This is a genomic window from Enterobacter cloacae complex sp. ECL352 (genome assembly GCF_020149545.1).
Taxonomy (GTDB): Bacteria; Pseudomonadota; Gammaproteobacteria; order Enterobacterales; family Enterobacteriaceae; genus Enterobacter; species Enterobacter asburiae_B.
This window is the reverse complement of sequence record NZ_CP083709.1, coordinates 4,416,360-4,439,426: the sequence shown is the minus strand read 5'-3', so window position 1 is coordinate 4,439,426 and position 23,067 is coordinate 4,416,360. Positions and strand designations below refer to the sequence as shown.

General features: G+C 55.1%; 22 protein-coding genes and 1 pseudogene. 15 read left to right on the top strand and 8 right to left on the bottom strand.

The genetic code is table 11. The features are described from left to right. Position 1: 1 nt before the first annotated feature. Positions 2-868, top strand: coding sequence for an ImmA/IrrE family metallo-endopeptidase (locus LBF07_RS21965; protein ID WP_001290439.1), 867 nt, complete (start codon positions 2-4; stop codon positions 866-868). 365 nt (positions 869-1,233) lie between these two features. On the opposite strand, the pseudogene LBF07_RS21960 reads toward LBF07_RS21965, so the two are convergent. Beyond that, a pseudogene (locus LBF07_RS21960) lies at positions 1,234-1,671 on the bottom strand (DNA polymerase V subunit UmuC); the annotation flags it as partial. Further along, a complete protein-coding gene (umuD, locus tag LBF07_RS21955) occupies positions 1,655-2,089 on the bottom strand; it encodes a translesion error-prone DNA polymerase V autoproteolytic subunit (protein ID WP_029740280.1) in 435 nt (144 codons plus the stop codon). The pseudogene LBF07_RS21960 and the gene umuD, both read right to left, overlap by 17 nt. A gap of 287 nt (positions 2,090-2,376) precedes the next feature. Here umuD and LBF07_RS21950 point away from each other — a divergent pair, with 287 nt between their 5' ends. Continuing rightward, entirely contained in the window at positions 2,377-2,577 is a 201-nt protein-coding gene (locus tag LBF07_RS21950) for a hypothetical protein (protein WP_023311485.1), read from the top strand. Between the two features lie 45 nt (positions 2,578-2,622). Here LBF07_RS21950 and LBF07_RS21945 read toward each other — a convergent pair whose 3' ends face one another. Then, positions 2,623-3,489: an aldo/keto reductase family oxidoreductase gene (locus LBF07_RS21945; RefSeq protein ID WP_094935358.1), complete on the bottom strand. Its 867-nt coding sequence runs from the start codon at positions 3,487-3,489 to the stop codon at positions 2,623-2,625. Positions 3,490-3,633: 144 nt separating this feature from the next. Here LBF07_RS21945 and LBF07_RS21940 point away from each other — a divergent pair, with 144 nt between their 5' ends. After that, a complete protein-coding gene (locus tag LBF07_RS21940) occupies positions 3,634-5,295 on the top strand; it encodes a methyl-accepting chemotaxis protein (RefSeq protein ID WP_069302722.1) in 1,662 nt (553 codons plus the stop codon). 27 nt (positions 5,296-5,322) lie between these two features. Here LBF07_RS21940 and smrA read toward each other — a convergent pair whose 3' ends face one another. After that, entirely contained in the window at positions 5,323-5,886 is a 564-nt protein-coding gene (gene smrA, locus LBF07_RS21935) for a DNA endonuclease SmrA (protein ID WP_094935359.1), read from the bottom strand. 355 nt (positions 5,887-6,241) lie between these two features. Further along, entirely contained in the window at positions 6,242-7,153 is a 912-nt protein-coding gene (locus LBF07_RS21930; protein ID WP_069302720.1) for a LysR family transcriptional regulator, read from the bottom strand. A 175-nt stretch (positions 7,154-7,328) separates the two neighbouring features. Here LBF07_RS21930 and LBF07_RS21925 point away from each other — a divergent pair, with 175 nt between their 5' ends. The 7 genes from LBF07_RS21925 to uspE all read left to right on the top strand — a co-directional run bounded on the left by LBF07_RS21925 (position 7,329) and on the right by uspE (position 14,502). Further along, positions 7,329-8,639, top strand: coding sequence for a M20 family metallo-hydrolase (locus LBF07_RS21925; protein WP_094935360.1), 1,311 nt, complete (start codon positions 7,329-7,331; stop codon positions 8,637-8,639). After that, positions 8,639-10,084, top strand: coding sequence for a M20 family metallopeptidase (locus tag LBF07_RS21920; protein ID WP_045888968.1), 1,446 nt, complete (start codon positions 8,639-8,641; stop codon positions 10,082-10,084). The genes LBF07_RS21925 and LBF07_RS21920 overlap by 1 nt, the downstream gene beginning before the upstream one ends. Positions 10,085-10,125: 41 nt before the next feature. Next, complete coding sequence (gene abgT, locus LBF07_RS21915) at positions 10,126-11,652, top strand: p-aminobenzoyl-glutamate transporter (protein ID WP_094935361.1); 1,527 nt, start codon at positions 10,126-10,128, stop codon at positions 11,650-11,652. A gap of 10 nt (positions 11,653-11,662) precedes the next feature. Then, the gene (gene ogt / locus LBF07_RS21910) at positions 11,663-12,178 is read left to right on the top strand and encodes a methylated-DNA--[protein]-cysteine S-methyltransferase (protein ID WP_039262722.1); all 516 of its coding nucleotides are present in this window, start codon (positions 11,663-11,665) and stop codon (positions 12,176-12,178) included. A 183-nt stretch (positions 12,179-12,361) separates the two neighbouring features. Continuing rightward, entirely contained in the window at positions 12,362-13,114 is a 753-nt protein-coding gene (fnr, locus tag LBF07_RS21905) for a fumarate/nitrate reduction transcriptional regulator Fnr (protein WP_006174991.1), read from the top strand. Between the two features lie 145 nt (positions 13,115-13,259). Next, positions 13,260-13,442 carry a hypothetical protein gene (locus tag LBF07_RS21900; RefSeq protein WP_014883604.1) on the top strand — a complete coding sequence of 61 codons (183 nt, stop codon included), beginning with the start codon at positions 13,260-13,262 and terminating at the stop codon, positions 13,440-13,442. Positions 13,443-13,551: 109 nt separating this feature from the next. Beyond that, positions 13,552-14,502 (top strand): universal stress protein UspE, encoded by a 951-nt coding sequence (gene uspE, locus LBF07_RS21895; RefSeq protein ID WP_023335478.1) that lies wholly within the window; start codon positions 13,552-13,554, stop codon positions 14,500-14,502. Between the two features lie 120 nt (positions 14,503-14,622). Here uspE and pntB read toward each other — a convergent pair whose 3' ends face one another. After that, positions 14,623-16,011, bottom strand: coding sequence for a Re/Si-specific NAD(P)(+) transhydrogenase subunit beta (gene pntB, locus LBF07_RS21890; protein ID WP_032668239.1), 1,389 nt, complete (start codon positions 16,009-16,011; stop codon positions 14,623-14,625). A gap of 10 nt (positions 16,012-16,021) precedes the next feature. Further along, positions 16,022-17,551, bottom strand: coding sequence for a Re/Si-specific NAD(P)(+) transhydrogenase subunit alpha (pntA, locus tag LBF07_RS21885; RefSeq protein WP_023311474.1), 1,530 nt, complete (start codon positions 17,549-17,551; stop codon positions 16,022-16,024). A 535-nt stretch (positions 17,552-18,086) separates the two neighbouring features. On the opposite strand from pntA, the gene ydgH reads away from it, so the two are divergent. The 3 genes from ydgH to folM all read left to right on the top strand — a co-directional run bounded on the left by ydgH (position 18,087) and on the right by folM (position 21,361). Further along, positions 18,087-19,031: a DUF1471 family protein YdgH gene (ydgH, locus tag LBF07_RS21880; protein ID WP_033145347.1), complete on the top strand. Its 945-nt coding sequence runs from the start codon at positions 18,087-18,089 to the stop codon at positions 19,029-19,031. Positions 19,032-19,216: 185 nt separating this feature from the next. Beyond that, positions 19,217-20,599 (top strand): amino acid permease, encoded by a 1,383-nt coding sequence (locus LBF07_RS21875; protein ID WP_094935362.1) that lies wholly within the window; start codon positions 19,217-19,219, stop codon positions 20,597-20,599. 39 nt (positions 20,600-20,638) lie between these two features. After that, positions 20,639-21,361 (top strand): dihydromonapterin reductase, encoded by a 723-nt coding sequence (folM, locus tag LBF07_RS21870; protein ID WP_033145346.1) that lies wholly within the window; start codon positions 20,639-20,641, stop codon positions 21,359-21,361. On the opposite strand, the gene LBF07_RS21865 is transcribed toward folM, so the two are convergent. Continuing rightward, on the bottom strand, positions 21,358-21,693 hold the full coding sequence (locus tag LBF07_RS21865) for a GlpM family protein (protein WP_028017326.1): 336 nt from the start codon (positions 21,691-21,693) through the stop codon (positions 21,358-21,360). The two genes, folM and LBF07_RS21865, sit on opposite strands and share 4 nt — an antisense overlap. A 128-nt stretch (positions 21,694-21,821) precedes the next feature. Between LBF07_RS21865 and rstA the strand changes: the two genes are divergently transcribed. Further along, positions 21,822-22,538 carry a two-component system response regulator RstA gene (gene rstA, locus LBF07_RS21860; protein WP_021241154.1) on the top strand — a complete coding sequence of 239 codons (717 nt, stop codon included), beginning with the start codon at positions 21,822-21,824 and terminating at the stop codon, positions 22,536-22,538. A 252-nt stretch (positions 22,539-22,790) separates the two neighbouring features. Next, complete coding sequence (locus LBF07_RS21855) at positions 22,791-23,051, top strand: hypothetical protein (RefSeq protein WP_033145345.1); 261 nt, start codon at positions 22,791-22,793, stop codon at positions 23,049-23,051. Positions 23,052-23,067: the final 16 nt, after the last annotated feature.

The following is a 23,067-nucleotide window of genomic DNA, read 5'->3' as shown; positions in this document are numbered from 1 at the left end:
TATGTCCGAAAAAGAGATATGGACGCCTCAAAAAGCAGCTATTCGGCTAACAAAAATTTGCGATACTTTCAGTGAGATTCACGGCACAGAACGATTTCCTGTTAACGTTGGTGAGTTGTCTCTGGGGGCAGCAGAGTTATTCCAATGGGCTGACCCTATAGTAAAAATAGAACCCGTTGACATCAAAGGATTTGATGGTGCATTAATTGCCAATGAAGCCCGAAGCCGCTGGATGTTACTTTACAATAACGGTTTAACATCCCCTGGTAGAATTCGATTCACTCAGGCACATGAACTGGGACATTACATACTTCATCGTCTAAATCGTGATGAGTTCAGATGTAGCAGTGATGATATGCTATCCTGGGAAGATAAAAATATTGAATCAGAAGCAGATTTATTTGCTTCTTACTTACTGATGCCATTCAATGACTTCCGGAAACAGTTGACGCCAGACGTTGATATTGAAGTATTACGCCAGTATGCGATTCGTTATGGGGTATCGCTGACAGCAGCTGCATTGAAATGGCTTGAATGTACTGAAGAAAATGCCGTATTCATTTTATCTCGTGACGGGTACATGAAATGGGCCTTTTCCAGCCCGGCGGCTCGCCGTAACGGAGCCTTCTTTCGCACACAACGCAATGTTGTATGTATTCCAGAAGGATCGCTTGCTGCAAACCAGAACGTTTCAATGGAAAGAGCAGGAATGAAGATCCCAGCATCAATTTGGTTCCCTCATGCAGATAAAGACGCTTCAGTTCGTGAAATGAAAATACAATCCGAGCAATATGAATATGTCATAACCCTTCTAATCCTTTCCCGAAAAACAACTGTATGGCCTCCTTTTCACGGGGAAAATGAGTAAAGATCTTTTTCATATAAAGTGGCATGCATGTTTAGCGCGCAAAAATAATTAGTTAAAAGTATCAATGCAACTCATTGATATTGTTAAACCTAATAAAAAATAATAGTTAACATGGATCCATAAGGGGAAAAAACTGACTACGGTATTTGTCACCCAAATCGAGCAGCATGAAGATACTGCCAAGGAGTCCCCGGGCAAATACTCCAGCCTGTTTACGGCGTGGGCCAGCAGCTGCGCCATGCGTTTCATGCAGGTTTTCTCAATACCAGCTGATGATCTCACAGTACGGAGCTACATATGCTGCTAGCTCATGTGAAAGTTCTCATCATTCAAAAAAAATCACAAAAAACTTGATCACTGTATAATGCAAGGGTTTTGGTCGGGGCAATACCGACGCCAACGGTTAGGCCCGTATTTTTAAAGACCTCTGTGCGCATCTGGTGACCGAACGCTTCCAGCGACAGGCAGTGGCTGACCCCTGAAACGTTCACGAACGCTTCATCGATGGAGTAAATCTCTATTGCCGGGGCGAGATCGGTCAGCGTCTGCATGACCCGACTGCTGAGATCGGCATACAGCGCATAGTTCGAGCTAAAGACGTAAACTTTTGACGGATATAGCTTTTCTTTGAATTTAAAATACGGCTCACCCATTTTTATGCCGAACTGCTTTGCCTCCCGCGACAGCGAAATGATGCAGCCGTCGTTATTGGACACCACCACGATGGGTTTCCCCTGCAGATCGGGGCGGAAGACCCGCTCGCAGGAGGCGTAAAAGCTATTCACATCAACCAGCGCGAACATGTTTATGCGTTTTGAGCGTGTGGGTGACGACGCCGAAGATCTGCAGCTCCTCTTCAGACTGAAAGGTAATCGGCTGATAGCGGGCATTATGCGGCAGAAGTCTCAGAACCGGACGGGTCTGTAGCTCTTTCACCGTAAACTCACCGGCGACCGACGCCACGACGATATCCCCGTGTTCGGCATTTAACGAACGATCGACCACCAGCAGATCGCCGTCGCCGATCCCCGCCCCAATCATGGAGTCTCCACTCACCTTGATAAAATAGGTCGCACTGGGGTGTCTGACTGCCAGCCGGTTAAGATCGAGACGATCCTCCACATAATCCTGCGCCGGGCTGGGGAAACCACAGGCAACGCGTTCTAAAAACAAAGGTAATTCAATGTCTTGTTTTGGGTGATAAGAAAAGAGAGTGTCCATAATGCCTTTCTCGCCAGGTACTGTATATAAATACAGTATTACGGATTATGGACAAGGATCAAGGTCATTTCCAAAGGCGAACCCAAACGCGTTGAAGTTTGAGCGGTTTTAATTTAGCAACGTTGCCCGCCGTTAACAGGCCTGACAGCACAAGTCATATAAAAGTCATCTAGTTTATGACTTATAAAAAATAACATCACTATGCAATAACTACATGTTGACTTTTAAGTCAGATAAAAGCATATTTTACGGCACGAATTAACAAGACTTACTGGAGAATATTTTCAATGCCAGCCCGTGACTATCCAGACAAGCGTGTTGCACGCGGTCTGGCAAAGGAGGCCGATCTCAGGATGCTGAGCGCCCGCATCGATCCCGATCTGATGGAGTACATCAGAACCACCGCCTTTGAGACGCGTAAGAGCAAGCAGGAGATTGTGGCGGAAGCGTTAGCGCTTCACAGGCAGAAAAGTCAGACAGGAGCCTAAGCGCGCAAAGCCGGAAGCACCCTCCAGGCTTTGCGCGTGTCACTTTTAATCCCTCAGCGAATTCAGCGTTTCCAGTGCTTCAGGCGGCAAACGCAGCTCCCCCGCCGCGAGGTTTTGCCGCAGATGCGCTACGGAAGAGGTGCCTGGGATCAGCAGAATATTCGGGGAACGCTGCAGCAGCCATGCCAGCGCAACCTGCATTGGCGTGGCGCCCAGTGAATCCGCGACGGCCTTCAGCCCGGAAGATTGCAGTGGCGTAAAGCCTCCCAATGGGAAGAACGGCACATACGCGATCCCCTGCTGCGCCAGCAGATCCACCAGCGCGTCGTCACCCCGGTTCACAATGTTGTACATGTTCTGCACGCACACCACCGGAACCATTTTCTGGGCTTCCGCAACCTGGGTGGCCGTGACGTTGCTCAGGCCAATATGACGCACCAGCCCCTGCTGCTGTAATTCGGCCAGGGTGGAGAGCGGTTCAGCAATTGACCCTTCCGCCGGCCCGTGCGCGCTAAACATGATTCTGAGATTCACCACGTCCAGCACGTCCAGCTGCAGATTACGCAGGTTGTCATGCACCGCCTGGGTCAGTTCCTGCGCGGAAAAGGCCGGTAGCCAGGCACCTTTGTCGTTGCGACGGGCGCCAATCTTGGTGACGAGCGTTAGATCGTCCCGATAAGGGTGAAGCGCCTCGCGGATCAGCTGGTTAGTGACATGAGGACCATAAAAATCACTGGTATCAATGTGGTTCACCCCCGCCGCCGCCGCTTCGCGCAGCACGTCCAGCGCGGCCTGCTTATCCTTCGGTGGACCAAAGACGCCCGGCCCGGCGAGCTGCATCGCACCGTAGCCCAGTCGTTTTACCGTCCGCGTCCCGAGCGCGTACGTCCCGCTTTTATCAATGCTGCTCATGTTAACCTTCCTCATAAAAATGATCCGGATTTACAACAGGTTCCTCACCGGAGCCCTTAGTTAAGCGCGAGTTAAATTAAAGTTTAAATTCTATACGACGATAGTATTGGTGTACCTCTGCATCCTTTCTAACGGACGACCGCTATGCTGAAAAATTTGCACGTGATTACCGGTATTATCTTTGCCCTCACCATATTCTGTCTGTTGCAAGTTGTCACGGGAGGGTTGTTCTACTCTGCCGTCAGCAACGATCGCCATAACTTCCAGAATTCCGGCGTGCTCAATGCCCAGCAGGAAAGCCTGAGCGACAGCGTGAACACGCTGGTGAAAACGCGCGTCACCGTCACCCGGGTGGCGATCCGCTACCTGAAAAACCAGCGCGATCCGGCTTCCCTTGCGGCGATCAATAAACTGCTTGGCACCGCAGCCGACTCGCTGGCAAAAGCCGAAACCTATAACAAAGAGTGGCAGAAGCTGCCGCAGGTTAACGGCCAGGAGGCGGCATTAACCGACGAGATGCAGAAGTCCTGGAACCAGATGCACGAAGTGATGCGCCTATCGATTGAGTATCTGCGTGCCGACAACTATCAGGCCTATGGCGATCTGGACGCCCAGCAGGCGCAGGACGAGATGGAGGCGGTTTATAACCGCTGGCGCGCCGAAAACAACACCCTGCTGAAGGCCGCAACCGAAGAGAACCAGAGCAGCTTCACGCAGATGCAGTGGACGCTGGCGGCGATTCTGCTGGCCGTTATCGCGGTTCTGGTGGTCATCTGGCAGGGTTTACAACACCTGCTGTTAAAACCCCTCCACTCCATTATGAACCATATTCGCGCCATTGCAGGGGGTGACCTGACGCAGGAGATCGCTATCTCCGGTCGCAATGAGATGGGCCAGCTGGCCGCGGGCCTGCATGAGATGCAGCAGTCGCTGGTGACCACCGTCAGCGCCGTACGGGGAAGTACGGATTCCATCTACACCGGCGCAGGCGAAATTGCCGCAGGAAGCAACGATCTTTCCGCCCGCACCGAGCAGCAGGCCGCCTCGCTCGAAGAGACCGCCGCCAGCATGGAAGAGCTGACCGCGACGGTTAAGCAGAACTCCGATAACGCCCGTCAGGCCACGCTGCTGGCGAAAAACGCCTCTGAAACGGCCGCGCGCGGCGGTCACGTCGTGGATAACGTGGTTCGCACCATGAACGAAATCGCCGACAGTTCGCAGCAAATTGCGCATATTACCGGCGTGATCGACAGCATCGCGTTCCAGACCAACATTCTGGCGCTTAACGCCGCGGTGGAAGCAGCACGCGCCGGGGAACAGGGCCGTGGTTTTGCGGTTGTTGCAGGTGAAGTCCGTACGCTGGCGAGCCGCAGCGCGCAGGCGGCGAAAGAGATCAAAGGGCTTATCGAGAACTCCGTCAGCCGGGTGAATACCGGTTCTGAGCAGGTTAGCGAGGCTGGCACCACCATGAAGGAAATTGTCGCCGCCGTCACCCGCGTGACCGATATCATGGGTGAGATTTCATCAGCCTCTGACGAGCAGAGCCGCGGTATTGAGCAGGTGAGCCTGGCCGTTTCGCAGATGGACAGCGTGACGCAGCAAAACGCCGCGCTGGTGCAGGAGTCCGCCACGGCGGCTGCGGCACTGGAAGATCAGTCCGAGCAGCTGCGCCAGGCGGTAGCCGCGTTTCGCCTGAACGGCAAAGAAAAAGCGGTCGCCCCGCGCCCGGCCAGTCTGAAAACGCCACAGCTGCTGCGCCCGGCAACGACAACCGCCTCCACCGACAGCAACTGGGAAACGTTCTGAGTCACCGGCGGGCGAGGAGATCGCCCGCTAGCGGCTGCGCTTGGCGTGCCGCTCCCAGTTTTCCCGTTTTGCCTCATCCGATTTTCGCAGTGAAACATAACATGCCCCGCTGCCGCCGTGATGCGGCAGCGCCGCGCAGAAGGCCTGCACTTCCTCGAACTCGGTTAACCAGCGCGCCAGATAGCTGCGCACCACATTGGGATGCGAGTTCTGCTCGCGCCCTTTCCCGTGAATGATAATCAGATTGCGTAACCCGTCGCGTCCGGCCTGGCGAATAAAAGAATAGAGCATCTGACGGCAGCGTTCGGCGGGCTGGCGCAGGAGGTTTAAGCTGGCCTGGCGGGCATATTTCCCCGAGCGCAGCTTATCGATAACGCCCTGCTGTACCCCTTCGCGCTGGAACGCCAGCGGTTCTTCCAGGGGAAGCATGTCAAGAAAATCCAGCGTCAGGAAGTTATCCAGCTGTTCGCTATCCACCTCCTCGCGCGTCCGCGTATTGCGGCTGGGCTGCCAGTGAATATCCGCGCAGCGCTTCAGGGGCTGGACATCTTCCATGGCGTCAAGAAAAAATGATTTGTCGTCAGGGTTCATGGACATCCTCCGGCTACATCCGAGGGCTGTACTATACCTGCGCCAGAGACCGGCCTCAATCACCGTTACGGGGCAATGCGCGGTAATAATATTAACCTGATGAATATATATAGTAATTATTAAATAGATTTAAATCAGACTTAACTAAAATTTCAGCAAAGGTAAAATACGTGATTTATGTTAAAATTTCGTGAAATCAATCACTCGCCCGCCTTTCATTTTTCAGAAAAGGTGTTATACCTAAATATACCTGCCTCATGGAAATAATACCCAGGATTGGCGAAAGGACGCACTGCTGTGTGTACTATAGGGTCTGTCTGATGTCGGGCAGATCCTGTTTTTTTTAATCTGCATTTCACGCGACGATTATTTTTCTCGCTTCCCTTCTGAACTGCGTAATTAATGACTCAGCAAGGGGCGTCTGACGTGAATCACGGCGCTGAATTAAATAATAGGTTGCTTTAGGAAGCGATTCGACAACCGGCAGCATGACCAGACGGTGTGCCAGCAGCGGGTCACAGCCTAGCTCCTGCGGCAATATGCTTAAAAAATCACTTTGCGCGACCAGGCTAATACAGGAAGAAAATGTTTCGCAAACCACACCAATTCGCGGTATTTGCGAACGATGACTAAATACCTCCTCTAATTGCTTATAATAACTTCCCCGCGGCGTCGGCATTGTCCAGTTATAATGCAGGAGCTCATTAATTGACGTTGCCCCCATTGCCGGATGCCCCTCCCGACAAAATACCGCAAACGGTTTTTCGAAGAGCTTTTCAAACGTAAATTCCTGGTCGTAAGGTCCCTGATAATAGGTGTTGATGGTGAAGTCCAGCTCGCCCTGGCGTAATTCATTGATCATCGATACCAGCTGCCCTTCCATAATCCGCACCTTGACCTGCGGATGCTGCGCATGAAAGCGGGTGATAACGGCGGGCATCAGCGTGCGTGAAACGCTGGCCCCCATCCCGATGTTGATCTGCCCGGCCAGCTCACCCTGCCGCTGACGGATGTCATCCTGCGCCGCGCGCAGCTCTTCCAGAATCAACCTGGCACGCTGGTAAAAACCCTCACCGCATTCGGTCAACGCGACGCCCTTACTCCTGCGCACGAAAAGCTGCGCCGCCATGCCCTCCTCCAGCTCTTTGATGGATTTGGTCAGCGCCGGCTGGGAAAGATTCAGCGTCCTGCTGGCACCGCGAATGCTGCCCTGACGCGCTACCTCAACAAACGCCCGGATTTGATGAAATTTAATCTGGAATGTCATAGCCCGACCGATAACCGTTGTTTATCAGAGTAAAGAAACTGTCATCTACCTTAATGGAAAGGGATGTGCGAGGGTAATTCCTGAACGGTTAAAACTGTGAAAAATCGGTTAGTGATAAGTAAAATCTATCACAGCGTGAAGCAGTTCACATATTTTAATGATGACAGGAACAGATATGGACACACTGGCGCAGTACATCCAGACACTATCCCCGCAGCTGAGCGCATGGCGTCGCGATTTTCACCATTTTGCGGAATCCGGCTGGGTAGAGTTTCGAACGGCCGCGAAAGTCGCGGAAATCCTCGACTCGCTGGGCTACGAACTGGCGATGGGCCGCGACGTCGTCGATGCCGAAAGCCGGATGGGGCTGCCCGATGCCGCTACCCTGGCGCAAGAGTTTGCCCGCGCGCGGGCGCAGGGCGCGCCTGAGAAATGGCTGGCGCCGTTTGAAGGCGGGTTTACCGGCATTGTGGCGACCCTCAATACCGGCCGCCCTGGACCGACCCTGGCGTTTCGCGTCGACATGGATGCCCTTGACTTAAGCGAAGCGCTGGATGAAAGCCATCGCCCGTTCCGCGACGGGTTTGCCTCCTGCAACGCGGGCATGATGCACGCCTGCGCGCACGACGGCCACACCGCTATTGGTCTGGGGCTGGCGCAGGTGCTTAAGCAGAATGACGCACAGCTCAACGGCACCATCAAGCTGATCTTCCAGCCAGCCGAAGAAGGCACCCGCGGGGCGCGCGCCATGGTTGCCGCCGGGGCGCTGGACGACGTGGACTATTTTACGGCCATCCATATTGGTACCGGCGTCCCTGCCGGAACGGTGATTTGCGGCAGCGATAACTTTATGGCCACCACCAAGTTCGACGTGAACTTTACCGGCGTTGCCGCACACGCGGGCGGTAAGCCGGAGGACGGACGTAACGCCCTGCTCGCCGCCGCGCAGGCCGCCCTCGCCCTGCACAGCATCGCCCCGCACAGCGACGGCGCCTCCCGGGTGAACGTCGGGGTGATGCAGGCGGGCAGCGGACGCAACGTGGTGCCCGCGAATGCTCTGATAAAGGTTGAAACCCGCGGTGAAAGCGAAGCGATTAATCAGTACGTCTTTGAACGCGCGCAGGCGGTCATTACCGGCGCAGCGGCGCTCTACGGCGTGCGCGCTGAGATGCGCCTGATGGGGGCCGCGACGTCCAGCGCGCCGACACCGGCGTGGGTGGATTACCTGCGCGAACAGGCGAGCCAGGTTTCCGGGGTTATTCACGCCATCGACAAGGTGAAAGCGCCAGCGGGTTCCGAAGACGCCACGCTGATGATGGCCCGCGTGCAGGAGAACGGCGGCATGGCGTCCTATATGGTGTTCGGCACGGATTTGAGCGCCGGACATCACAACGAAAAATTCGACTTCGATGAGCAGGTCATGGCGATTGCCATTGAAACGCTGGCGCGAACTGCGCTCAATTTCCCGTGGACGCGAGGTGTGTAATGCAGGAGAACTACGCTTTTATTGCCGATGCGATCGACACGCGATGTCGGACGTTAACCGATATTGCCGACGCGATCTGGGATCGTCCTGAAACCCGCTTTGAAGAGTTCTGGTCCGCCGAGCGGCTCGCCAGCGAGCTTGAGGCCGAGGGCTTCACGCTGACGCGCGAGGCCGGCGGTATTCCAAATGCCTTTATCGCCAGCTTCGGCAGCGGGAAACCGGTCATCGCCCTGCTGGGCGAATACGACGCGCTGGCCGGGCTAAGCCAGCAGGCGCACTGCGCGACGGCGCAATCCGCCACGCCGGGAGCCAACGGCCACGGCTGCGGGCATAACCTCTTAGGCACCGCGGCGCTTGCGGGCGCGGTGGCGGTGAAAAGCTGGCTGGAGCAGCACGGCGGCAGCGGAACGGTGCGTTTTTATGGCTGTCCCGGCGAGGAAGGTGGCTCCGGGAAAACCTTTATGGTGCGCGAAGGCCTGTTTGATGACGTCGATGCCGCCGTCACCTGGCATCCGGAAGCCTTCGCCGGGATGTTTAACGTCAGCACGCTGGCGAATATTCAGGCCGCCTGGCGTTTTCACGGCGTGGCGGCACACGCGGCCAACTCCCCCCATCTGGGACGCAGCGCGCTTGACGCCGTGACGCTGATGACCACCGGCACAAACTTCCTCAACGAACACATCATTGAGAAAGCGCGCGTCCATTACGCCATCACCGACACCGGCGGGATTTCGCCCAACGTGGTGCAGGCGCAGGCGGAGGTGCTGTACCTGATCCGCGCCCCGGAGATGGCCGATGCGCAGCAGATCTACGAACGCATCGAAAAAATCGCCCAGGGCGCGGCGATGATGACCGAAACCACCGTCGAGTGCCGCTTTGATAAAGCCTGCTCCAGCTACCTGCCGAACCGCACGCTTGAAGCGGCGATGTATCGCGCGTTGCAGCACTACGGCACGCCGCTCTGGACGGAGGAGGAACGCGCCTTCGCCCGCGAGATCCGCGCCACCCTGACGCCCAACGATCTGCAAAACAGCCTGAAAAATATTGCCGCGACGGGCGGTGACGCGGGTAAAGCCTTTGCCCGGCGCCATCAGGAGACGCTGCTGGTGGATGAAGTCGCGCCCTATGCCATCACCGACAACGTGCTGGCGGGTTCAACCGACGTGGGCGACGTCAGCTGGAAAATGCCGGTCGCCCAGTGCTTCAGCCCTTGCTTTACCGTCGGCACGCCGCTGCACACCTGGCAGCTGGTGGCGCAGGGCCGTACCTCCATTGCCCACAAAGGCATGCTGCTGGCCGGAAAAGTGATGGGCGCAACCGCGCTCAATCTGCTGCAGGACGCGGCGCTGCTGAAAAAATGCCGTGAAGAGTTCGAACAACAAATACAAGAAAAACCGTACGTGTGTCCGATCCCACAGGGCGTGACACCGTCACCTTTAAAATAAAAAAACACAACACAACAACACAACACTCCCGAGGAACGCCCATGAGTATGTCATCCATACCTTCGCATTCCCCATCCGGTAAGCTCTATGGCTGGGTTGAAAGGATCGGCAATAAAGTGCCGCACCCTTTCCTGCTGTTTATCTATCTGATTGTGATTTTAATGGTCGCCACCGCCGTGCTCTCCGCCTTTGACGTGAGCGTGCGCAGCCCGGCTGACGGCAGCCTGGTGGCGGTGAAAAACCTGCTCAGCGTTGACGGGCTGCACTGGTTTTTACCCAACGTCATCAAAAACTTCAGCGGCTTCGCCCCGCTGGGCGCCATTCTGGCGCTGGTTTTGGGCGCCGGGCTGGCTGAACGCGTGGGCTTGCTGCCCGCATTAATGGTGAAGATGGCTTCTCACGTCAGCGCGCGTTACGCGAGCTATATGGTGCTGTTTATCGCCTTCTTCAGCCATATCTCCTCCGACGCCGCGCTGGTGATCATGCCGCCGATGGGGGCGCTGATTTTCCTCGCCGTCGGGCGTCATCCCGTGGCAGGCCTGCTGTCGGCGATTGCGGGCGTGGGCTGCGGATTTACCGCTAACCTGCTGATCGTCACCACCGACGTGCTGCTCTCTGGCATCAGCACGGAGGCGGCGAAGACCATTGATACGGCCATGCACGTCAGCGTGATCGACAACTGGTACTTTATGGCGAGCTCAGTGATTGTCCTGACGATTGTCGGCGGGCTGATTACCGATAAAATCATCGAGCCGCGGCTGGGTAAATGGGAAGGCCGTAGCGATGAAAAGCTGGAAACCCTGAGCAAAGAGCAGCGCTTCGGCCTGCGCGTGGCGGGCGTTGTCTCGCTGGCCTTTATCGCGCTGGTGGCGCTGATGGTGGTGCCGGAAAACGGTATATTGCGCGATCCGGTTAAACATACCATCCTGCCGTCGCCGTTTATTCAGGGCATCGTGCCGCTGATTATCCTCTTCTTCTTTGTCGTTTCGCTCGCCTACGGTATCGCGACCGGTAAGATCCGCCGTCAGGGCGATCTGCCGCAGCTGATGATCGAGCCGATGAAGGAGATGGCGGGCTTTATCGTGATGGTGTTCCCGCTGGCGCAGTTTGTGGCGATGTTTAACTGGAGCAATATGGGCAAGTTTATGGCCGTGGGCCTGACCGACGCGCTGGAGGCGGCCGGGCTAAGCGGCGTACCGGCGTTTGTCGGCCTGGCGCTGCTGTCATCCCTGCTGTGCATGTTTATCGCCAGCGGCTCCGCCATCTGGTCGATTCTGGCCCCGATCTTCGTACCGATGTTTATGATGCTGGGTTTTCATCCTGCGTTTGCCCAGATCCTGTTCCGCATCGCGGACTCCTCGGTGATTCCGCTGGCGCCGGTTTCGCCGTTTGTTCCGCTGTTTTTAGGCTTCCTGCAGCGCTATAAACCCGAGGCCAAACTGGGTACCTACTATTCGCTGGTTTTACCCTACCCGCTTATCTTTTTAGGGGTATGGCTGGTGATGCTGGTGGCATGGTATCTTGTCGGCCTGCCGATTGGGCCGGGGATTTACCCGAGGCTGAACTAAAGGAATGAGGATGCTGAGATTACTCGAAGATAAGATTGCGACGCCGCTCGGGCCGCTGTGGGTGATCGCGGACGAGCAGTTCTGCCTGCGCGCCGTCGAATGGGAAGAGCACAGCGACCGGATGGAAGAACTGCTCAATGTTCACTACCGCTCGCAGGGGTATGAACGTATCCGCGCCACCAACCCGGGCGGGCTGAGCGACAAGCTTGCGGCCTATTTCGAAGGCGATCTCAGCATCATTGATACTCTGCCGACCGCCACGGCAGGCACGCCTTTTCAGCGCGAGGTGTGGCAGGCGCTGCGGTCGATTCCGTGCGGGCAGGTGATGCATTACGGCCAGCTCGCGGAACAGCTAGGCCGCGCGGGGGCCGCACGCGCGGTGGGTGCCGCCAACGGCTCTAACCCGGTCAGCATCGTGGTGCCCTGCCATCGCGTCATTGGCCGCAACGGTACCATGACAGGCTATGCCGGCGGCGTGCAGCGCAAAGAGTGGTTACTGCGTCACGAAGGGTATCTCCTGCTCTAGCTCCCAGGCTTTTTGTGCTTAATTTTCTACCGGTTAGGCTAAAAATCCATAATCAAGCTGTGGAATTTCAAGAAGATGGCGACACGTTGCCGTCTCTTGTCCTTATTGAGGGTTTGTCAGGCTTACGTACTTACCAAAAAGATGTTAAAATTGACCAATATCAATTAAGGCTTGAGCAAACCTATGATCCCGGAAAAGCGAATTATACGACGCATTCAGTCTGGCGGTTGTGCTATCCATTGCCAGGATTGCAGCATCAGCCAGCTCTGTATCCCGTTTACCCTGAATGAGCATGAACTCGATCAGCTTGATAATATCATCGAGCGCAAAAAGCCTATTCAGAAAGGGCAGACGCTGTTTAAAGCGGGAGACGAACTGAAATCGCTCTATGCTATCCGTTCTGGCACCATCAAAAGCTACACCATCACCGAACAGGGTGATGAGCAGATCACCGGCTTCCATCTGGCGGGTGACCTGGTGGGCTTTGATGCCATCGGCACGGGCCATCACCCGAGCTTTGCTCAGGCACTCGAAACCTCAATGGTTTGCGAAATCCCGTTTGAAACCCTGGACGATCTGTCCGGTAAGATGCCTAACCTGCGTCAGCAGATGATGCGTCTGATGAGCGGTGAGATCAAAGGCGATCAGGACATGATTCTGCTGCTTTCTAAAAAGAACGCAGAAGAGCGCCTGGCCGCGTTTATCTACAACCTCTCCCGCCGCTTCGCCGAGCGTGGCTTCTCGCCGCGTGAATTCCGTCTGACGATGACGCGTGGCGATATCGGCAACTACCTGGGTCTGACCGTGGAAACCATCAGCCGTCTGCTGGGCCGTTTCCAGAAAAGCGGGATGCTGGCCGTTAAAGGTAAATACATCACTATCGAAAACGGTGAAGCGCTTGCCGTTCTTGCCGGGCACGCCCGCAACGTGGCGTAACTCTCCGCATGTTGATGACCAGACCATAAATTCTTGTGATTTATTGGTCTGGTGTAATCACTTCCGTTTCAAGAAATTTTCACCGTAGCACGTCCCCACACAGCGCCCGAAAGGTTCTCGTTGAGGTTATGAATTGAGAGAAAGTTTGTTTTTCGTTTCAGTCGTGATTGCCTCTGTGACCTTTATCTTCATCTGGATCATGCTTGTCGGCCCGATGAAGGGGGAAGAAAAAACCTACGTCCAGGATTCCACGACCTTTGCGATAGCGGTGATGGTGCTGCTGTTTATTGCGTTTATCGCGGTGACGACGACGGTACTTTTCCTCTGATAAATTTTCATGAATTATTGATCTGGCAAAACCTCCCCTCTGTTTCATTCAGGATATATAGGTTACTCTTTTAATTACAGACTGTGGTGACAGTAGTAAGGAGACCTGTATGGCCAAGTATCAAAACATGCTGGTAGCTATCGATCCGAATCAGGACGATCAGCCGGCATTACGACGTGCTGTGTATTTACATCAACGGATTGGTGGCAAAATCAAAGCGTTTTTGCCGATCTATGACTTCTCGTATGAGATGACCACCCTTCTGTCGCCTGACGAGCGCACCGCTATGCGTCAGGGCGTCATCAGCCAGCGTACCGCGTGGATCCGTGAACAGGCGAAGTATTACCTGGAAGCGGGCGTGCCCATTGATATTAAAGTGGTCTGGCATAACCGACCTTTCGAAGCCATCATCCAGGAAATTGTCGCCGGTGGGCACGACCTGCTGCTGAAGATGGCGCACCAGCACGACAAGCTGGAATCCGTGATCTTCACTCCGACCGACTGGCACTTGCTGCGCAAATGCCCTTGCCCGGTCTGGATGGTGAAAGACCAGCCGTGGCCTGAAGGCGGGAAAGCCGTTGTGGCGGTAAACCTCGCGAGCGAAGAGGATTACCACAATTCGCTGAACGAGAAGCTGGTGAAGGAGACCATCCAGCTTGCCGATCAGGTGAATCATACCGAAGTGCATCTGGTTGGCGCCTATCCGGTCACCCCGATTAACATTGCTATTGAGCTCCCTGAATTTGACCCGAGCGTGTACAACGACGCGATCCGCGGTCAGCATCTGCTGGCCATGAAAGCGCTGCGCCAGAAATTCAGCATCGATGAGAAAATGACTCACGTGGAAAAAGGGCTGCCTGAAGAGGTGATCCCGGACCTGGCGGAACACCTGCAGGCGGGGATTGTGGTGCTGGGCACCATTGGCCGAACCGGTATTTCTGCCGCCTTCCTCGGCAATACCGCCGAACAGGTGATCGACCATCTGCGCTGCGACCTGCTGGTCATTAAGCCGGATGAGTATCAGACGCCGGTTGAGCTGGACGATCCTGAAGACGATTAACGCCTGACGCCAGGCGGCGCAGGCTTGCCGGGCCAACAAAACCGTAGGCCGGGTAAGCGTCAGCGCCACCCGGCAATAAAAAAACCGCCGAATTCGGCGGTTTTTTCGTTTCAACGCAACTTACAGCGCTTTCAGAATCGCATCCACGCTGGCTTTGGCATCGCCAAACAGCATGTGGGTGTTCTCTTTGAAGAACAGCGGGTTCTGAACCCCGGCATAGCCGGTATTCATGGAGCGTTTGAAGACGATCACGTTCTGCGCCTTCCACACTTCGAGAACAGGCATACCTGCGATTGGGCTACCCGGATCGTCCTGCGCCGCAGGGTTAACGGTATCGTTAGCACCAATAACCAGCACGGTGTCGGTGTCGGCGAAATCATCGTTGATCTCATCCATTTCCAGCACGATGTCGTAAGGCACTTTCGCTTCCGCCAGCAGCACGTTCATGTGGCCAGGCAGGCGCCCTGCCACCGGGTGAATACCAAAGCGAACCTTGATGCCACGCGCGCGCAGCTTCTCGGTGATTTCCGCAACCGGATACTGCGCCTGCGCCACCGCCATGCCGTAGCCCGGAGTGATGATCACGGAATGCGAGTTTTTCAGCATGTCTGCGGTATCTTCCGCAGAAATTTCACGGTGCTCACCCACTTCTTCATCCGCACTGGAAGAAGATCCATCGGTCCCGAAACCACCGGCGATGACGCTGATGAACGAGCGGTTCATCGCCTTACACATGATGTAAGACAGGATCGCACCGGAAGAACCCACCAGCGCACCGGTGACGATCAGCAGGTCGTTGCTCAGCATAAAGCCTGCCGCCGCTGCCGCCCAACCGGAGTAGGAGTTCAGCATCGAGACAACCACCGGCATATCCGCACCGCCGATGGACGCCACCAGGTGCCAGCCAAACGCCAGCGCGATGATGGTCATTACCAGCAACGCCAGTACCTGCAGGCCGACGCTTTCGGTACGCACGAAGACCACCAGCAATACAAACGACACCACCAGCGCCGCCAGATTCAGCTTATGACGGTTTGGCAGCATCAGCGGTTTAGAGGAGATCTTCCCGCGCAGCTTGCCGAACGCCACAATGGAGCCGGTGAAGGTCACCGCACCGATGAAGATACCGAGGAACACTTCCGTCAGGTGGATGTTCACCAGAATCGGTTCCAGACCCGGTTCGTGATACAGGTAGCTGTTGAAGCCCACCAGCACTGCAGCCAGACCCACGAAGCTGTGCAGAATGGCAACCAGCTCCGGCATCTCGGTCATTTCAACGCGTTTTGCCAGGCGAATACCAATCGCGCCGCCGATGATCATCGCTACCAGGATCCACGCCACGTTGCCGGTATCCGGCCCGAAGATGGTGGCAATCAGCGCAATCGCCATCCCGGCGATACCAAAGTTATTCCCCTGCTGAGACGTTTCGTGTTTGGAAAGCCCCGCCAGACTGAAAATAAACAGGATTGCAGCAACAATATATGCAGCTGTCACTAATCCTCCAGACATATGCTACCCCTTAGCCTTTACGAAACATTTTCAGCATGCGCTGAGTCACGGTGAAACCACCGAAAATATTGATACTGGCGATCAGCACCGCGATAAAGCTCAGGAAGCTGATCCAGCCGCCGTGACCAATCTGCAGTAACGCCCCCACCACGATGATCCCGGAGATGGCGTTAGTTACCGACATCAGCGGCGTATGCAGCGCATGGGAGACGTTCCACACCACGTAGTAGCCCACGACGCAGGAGAGCGCGAAGACGGTAAAGTGGCCGAGGAACTCTTTTGGTGCGACGTCAGCCAGCCAGCCGAACAGAATAATCACCAGCGCCATGATCGCGTATTTGCGCCATGGAGAAGCGGGTTTGGCGGGTTCTTTTGGCTCAGGTGCCGCTTTCGTTGCCGCCTGAGGCTGAGCAGAAACCTGAATAGGCGGCGCAGGCCAGGTAATTTCACCTTCACGGACCACCGTGACGCCGCGCACCACCACATCGTCGAAATCAACCGTGACGTTGCCGTCTTTCTCTTTGCAAAGCAGCTTCAGCAGGTTAACGAGGTTAGTGCCGTAGAGCTGAGAAGACTGCGTTGGCAGACGGCCCGGCAGATCGGTATAGCCGATCACCTTCACGCCGTTAGCGGTCGTGGTTACCTGATTTGGAACGGTATATTCACAGTTACCGCCGTTTTGGGCGGCCAGGTCGACAATCACGCTGCCCGGCTTCATGGAGTCAACCATCTCACGGGTGATCAGCTTCGGCGCCGGTTTACCCGGGATAAGCGCGGTGGTGACAATAATGTCGACATCTTTCGCCTGAGCGGCGAAGAGTTCCATTTCGGCTTTGATGAAGGCTTCGGACATTACCTTCGCGTAACCATCGCCGCTGCCTGCTTCTTCCTTGAAGTCCAGCTCAAGGAATTCGGCGCCCATACTCTGGACCTGTTCCTTTACTTCAGGACGGGTGTCAAAAGCGCGTACGATAGCGCCCAGGCTGTTTGCCGCACCGATTGCGGCAAGGCCCGCCACGCCTGCGCCAATCACCATCACTTTCGCCGGAGGGACTTTACCCGCGGCGGTGATTTGACCGGTAAAGAAGCGACCAAACTCGTGGGCCGCTTCAACAATGGCGCGGTAGCCGGCAATGTTTGCCATGGAGCTTAAGGCATCCAGCGACTGCGCGCGCGAAATGCGCGGCACGGAGTCCATTGCCATCACGGTCACGCCGCGGGCCGCCAGCTTCTCCATCAGCTCCGGGTTTTGCGCAGGCCAGATGAAGCTCACCAGGGTTGTTCCCGGATTCAGCAACGCAATCTCACTCTCTTCCGGTGCGTTGACCTTCAGAATCACCGGCGACTGCCAGACGTCAGCACCGTCGACCACTTCCGCGCCAGCCTGGATAAAGGCCTCGTCATCGAAACTCGCCAGTTTGCCCGCGCCGCTTTCAACCGCGACCGTAAAACCCAGTTTAAGCAGTTGCTCCACCGTTTTCGGTGTTGCCGCTACGCGGGTTTCATTGGCTAACCGTTCTTTTGGTACCCCAATACGCATAGTTTTCCCTTCCATCGGTTTTTGATGATGGTTTATCGATAAATGCCCGCGGTTTGTATCAATTTTCGCCATCGCGCGAGCGACGAGAGATGATTAACCCCGGAAAATAAAACAGTAACAAACTGTCTATAACCTACTGAAAATAGCGCCCGTGATCTACCGCCAGAAAACACTATTTCTTACTTTATCTGTGAAAAATAAGCGATCGGCGTCACTGACAGTGATATTTACCTTAAATTCACTGCCAGAACCTATAAATCGCGCAAGCGAAGCGGTAAAAACATGATATAGCGCCATGACAGAACAACTTATTAACATTAAATTAACTTGTAAAAGTCATATGCTTTATCAGTTTTACTTGTCAAACGCGTGTTTTTTCAACATATCACTAAATGTTATCGAATTCGGTGATTCAGTAAGCACAGGCAGTGAAAAATGGCGCAGACAGCGACGGGTTTTAAATGCAATAATCGGGACCGTCTCAAATTAACAACAATACCAGTACATGGTTTGCGCAAGGCGAAGGATCATTTTTATGAAGCTTAAGAACACACTCCTGGCGTCCGCACTTCTTTCCGCGACCGCCCTGTCTGCGAATGCCGCAACAGAGTTAACGCCGGAGCAAGCGGCAGCGTTAAAACCTTTTGACCATACGGTCATTGTGGGTCGTTATAATTCTATTGGCGACGCTGTCGCCGCTGCATCAAAAGCCGCTGATAAAAACGGGGCGGCCTCGTTTTATGTCGTTGACCAGTCCGATTACGGCAACAGCGGTAACCTGCGCGTGACCATCGCGCTGTTCAAAGACAATGCGCCAAAAGCTGACGCACCGAAAAACCGCGTGATCAACGGTGTTGTTGAACTGCCGAAAGATCAGGCGATTGAGCTGGAACCATACGACACCGTCACCGTTCAGGGCTTCTATCGCAGCCAGCCTGAAGTGAACGATGCCATCACCAAAGCCGCGAAAGAGAAAGGGGCCTACTCTTTCTTCATCGTGCGTCAGGTCGATGCTAACCAGGGTGGCAACCAGCGTATTACCGCGTTCATCTATAAAAAAGATGCGAAAAAACGTGTTCTGCAGAGCCCGGATGCCATCCCGGCGAATTCAGAAGCAGGTCGCGCGGCGATAGCGAAAGGCGGCGAAGCAGCGAAGAAAGTTGAAATTCCAGGCGTAGCAACGACGGCTGCCCCAAGCGCTGAAGTGGGACGTTTCTTCGAAACGCAGTCCACGAAAGGTGGCCGTTACTCCGTTACGCTGCCTGACGGTACCAAAATTGAAGAGCTGAACAACGCCACTGCAGCGCAGATGGTGCCGTTCGACAGCATCAAGTTTACCGGCAACTACGGCAACATGACGGAAGTCTCTTACCAGGTCGCGAAGCGTGCGGCGAAGAAAGGGGCGAAGTACTACCACATCACCCGCCAGTGGCAGGAACGTGGTAACAATGTGACCATCAGCGCCGATCTGTACAAGTAACAACATCGTTGACGAAAGGCGGCGCAATGCCGCCTTTTTTTGTTACTTTTTTTGAATTTCTGCCTCACGTCATTGCATGCATTCGTTACACTCCGTAAAATTCCGCGCCTTAGTGTGATCCACCATTTTTATGCGCCTGAGCGAAATAATTATTCTGGATTTTGACCTTTCATAACAGGAAGCCAATGGAAAAGAAACTTGGCCTGAGTGCTCTGACTGCACTCGTTTTAAGCTCAATGCTGGGTGCAGGCGTATTCAGTTTGCCGCAAAATATGGCGGCCGTTGCCAGCCCATCCGCGCTCATCATTGGCTGGGGCATTACGGGTGTCGGCATACTGCTGCTGGCCTTCGCCATGCTGCTGCTCACCCGCATTCGTCCGGATCTTGACGGCGGCATTTTCACCTATGCGCGTGAAGGTTTCGGCGAGCTGATTGGCTTCTGTTCCGCGTGGGGATACTGGCTATGTGCCGTTATCGCCAACGTCTCCTACCTGGTGATCGTCTTCTCGGCGCTCAGTTTCTTTACCGATACGCCTGAGCTGGGCCTCTTTGGCGATGGAAATACCTGGCAGTCTATTGTGGGCGCCTCGGTGTTGCTGTGGTTCGTCCACTGGCTGGTGTTGCGTGGCGTACAAACGGCCGCCAGCATCAACCTGGTGGCGACGCTGGCGAAACTGGTTCCGCTCGGCCTGTTTATCGTTCTGGCCTTTATTGCGTTCCGTATGGACGTTTTCAAGCTTGATTTCAGCGGCGTTGCGCTGGGCGTGCCCGTCTGGGAGCAGGTGAAAAACACGATGCTGATTACCCTGTGGGTGTTCATCGGCGTTGAAGGCGCGGTCGTGGTTTCTGCCCGGGCCAGGAATAAACGCGATGTGGGCCGCGCCACGCTGCTGGCAGTTCTGGCCGCGCTGGGGGTCTATCTGCTGGTCACGCTGCTGTCGCTGGGCGTGGTGGCACGTCCTGAGCTGGCTGAAATGCGTAACCCGTCAATGGCGGGCCTGATGGTGAAAATGCTCGGCCCCTGGGGCGACGTGGTGATTGCCGCAGGGCTGATTGTCTCCGTCTGCGGCGCTTACCTGAGCTGGACCATCATGGCGGCTGAAGTGCCGTTCCTGGCCGCGACGCACAAGGCGTTTCCACGCCTGTTCGCCCGTCAAAACCAAAACAGCGCGCCGTCGGCCTCACTCTGGCTAACCAACATCAGCGTTCAGGTCTGTCTGGTGCTGATCTGGCTCACAGGTTCAGACTATAACACCCTGCTGACCATCGCCTCGGAGATGATTCTGGTACCCTATTTCCTAGTAGGTGCGTATCTGTTAAAAATTGCCACACGCCCGGCGCATTATGTCGTGGGTGTCGGAGCCTGTATTTACGGCCTGTGGTTGTTGTATGCTTCCGGGCCTATGCATCTGCTGCTGTCGGTAGTGCTGTACGCACCGGGTCTGCTGGTGTTTATCTACGCCCGCCGCACGCATCAGCTGGAGAACGCGCTGAAGCGCCGTGAGATGGCCTTAATTGGATTGTTACTGGTTGCTGCCCTACCGGCAACCTGGATGTTAATGGGATAGCATCGCCTTTCCCATTGTTGAACTGTAAAGGAGAATACGATGGGAAATGCACCGCTTCGCCCAATACTGATTACCGGTGGAGGCCGCCGTATCGGCCTCGCCCTCGCCCATCACTTTCTCAACCTTCGCCATCCGGTCATTGTCAGCTACCGTACGGAATACCCGTCGATTGAAGGGTTACGCAAAGCCGGGGCGGTCTGCATTCAGGCTGATTTTTCGACCGATGAAGGCATTCTGGCTTTCGCGGAAAAGGTAAAAGCCACCACGACGGGACTGCGCGCCGTGATCCATAACGCCAGCGCATGGCGAGCCGAAAAACCCGGTACGTCACTCAGCGAAACGCTCTCCGCCATGCTGCAGATCCACGTCAATGCGCCTTACCTGCTTAACCACGCTCTGCAGGATCTGCTGCGCGGCCATGGGCACGCGGCCGGCGATATTATTCACTTCACCGATTATGTGGTGGAGCGCGGCAGCGACAAGCACATCGCCTACGCGGCCAGTAAAGCCGCACTGGATAATATGACGCGCTCGTTCGCCCGCAAGCTCGCGCCCGAGGTGAAGGTAAACGCCATCGCCCCGGCGATGATTTTGTTTAACGAAAACGATGATGCGGAGTATCGCCAGCAGGCGCTGAATAAGTCGCTCATGAAAATCGCGCCGGGCGAGAAAGAGGTGATCGACCTCGTGGATTACCTGCTCACCAGCTGCTACGTCACGGGCAGAACCTTTGCCGTGGACGGCGGGCGCCCGCTGCGCTAGTGAAAGCGGCTCCAGAAGAAAATTAGCACCCAGGCGCTGAGTCCCCAGCAGACCACCGCCCCGCTCAGCGCCAGGGGAAGACGCAGAAAACCGGTGAAATACCACAGCGAAAGCAGGTAGAGAAAATACGGAATGATAGACCACATGCCAAACACGATGGTCGTGCGTAACGCTTCCGTACCCCGCTCAGAAGCCACAATATAGTGAGCAATTAGCGCAAAGGTCGGAAACAGCGGGATTAGCCCGGCAATGTAGTAGTTTTTCGTTTTTGCCAGAATGCCAATCAGTAACACCACCAGCGCGCCCAGTGCGGCTTTGATCACCAGCCCCATACTTTTCCCTGGAATAATCAACTCACAATAAGAGCCAGAATAACGGAACCGGCGTTAATTTTGAAAGATTAATGGAAGGTTAAGGTTCCGCGGTGTATGTTGGCTTTTTTCACGAAAACAGACGCTGTATGAATAAGATTGTTTATGTTGAAGACGAACCCGAGGTCGGGCAACTGATCGCCGCCTATCTGGGTAAACATGATATGGACGTCATTGTTGAACCTCGCGGCGATCGTGCCGAAGAGGTGGTCGTCCGTGAAAACCCGGATCTGGTACTGCTGGATATTATGTTGCCAGGCAAAGACGGCATGACGCTCTGCCGTGACCTGCGCGCCCGGTGGGAGGGTCCTATCGTCCTGCTCACCTCACTGGACAGCGATATGAACCACATTTTGTCGCTGGAGATGGGCGCCAATGACTACATTCTGAAAACCACACCGCCTGCCGTCCTGCTTGCCCGCCTGCGCCTGCATTTGCGCCAGCACGCCAGCATCGAACGCGAAGCGCCCGCGCCGTCTCTGACGCCGCACAAAGCGATGCGCTTCGGTACGCTGTCTATTGACCCCATTAACCGCCAGGTGCTGCTCTCCGGCGAGCTTATCGCCCTCTCCACCGCAGACTTTGACCTGCTGTGGGAGCTGGCAACGCACGCCGGGCAAATCATGGACCGCGACGCGCTGCTGAAAAACCTGCGTGGCGTGAGCTATGACGGAATGGACCGCAGCGTTGACGTGGCGATTTCGCGTCTGCGCAAAAAGCTGCAGGATAACGCTACCGAGCCCTACCGCATTAAAACCGTGCGTAACAAGGGTTATCTGTTTGCCCCGCACGCCTGGGAAACCTGATTCCGTTATCTGGCTAGCATAACGTGCGCGAAATGAAGGCATTACACCGCGATGTCCTCCCTTTCGCGCGTTTATTTTTACGTTTGCGCAACAATTAACTTGCTAAGCACGCGAACTATCCCATAATTAAATCTTCAGCCATCCTTTCTACAGCCAGCACTGCCCCGGCGACATGCAGACTCTTTTTCACCGTGAAGCTCTCACGATACCTCTCCCATAAAATCTTGAAATGAGGATTTAAGCCCATGAAATATGTATAGCTACAGTCAGGTAGAGGCCATCAAAACCAATCTTGAATGGATTGTTAATCAGGCTGCGCTTAGCCATTCCTCCCCCTCACGCGCCGATCAAAAAGCGCTCTTTGATCTCCTTGAGCTCATCCAGACTTACGAAATACTTCTGGATTTAATTAACGAATTCGGTACCGATGTGATTGATATGCACATTGCGGAAGGACTGGCCGTAACGGAAACACTCATCGCCAAGGTAAAAAACAGCGCAATTGCCATGTAACGCGCTCCACAGACAT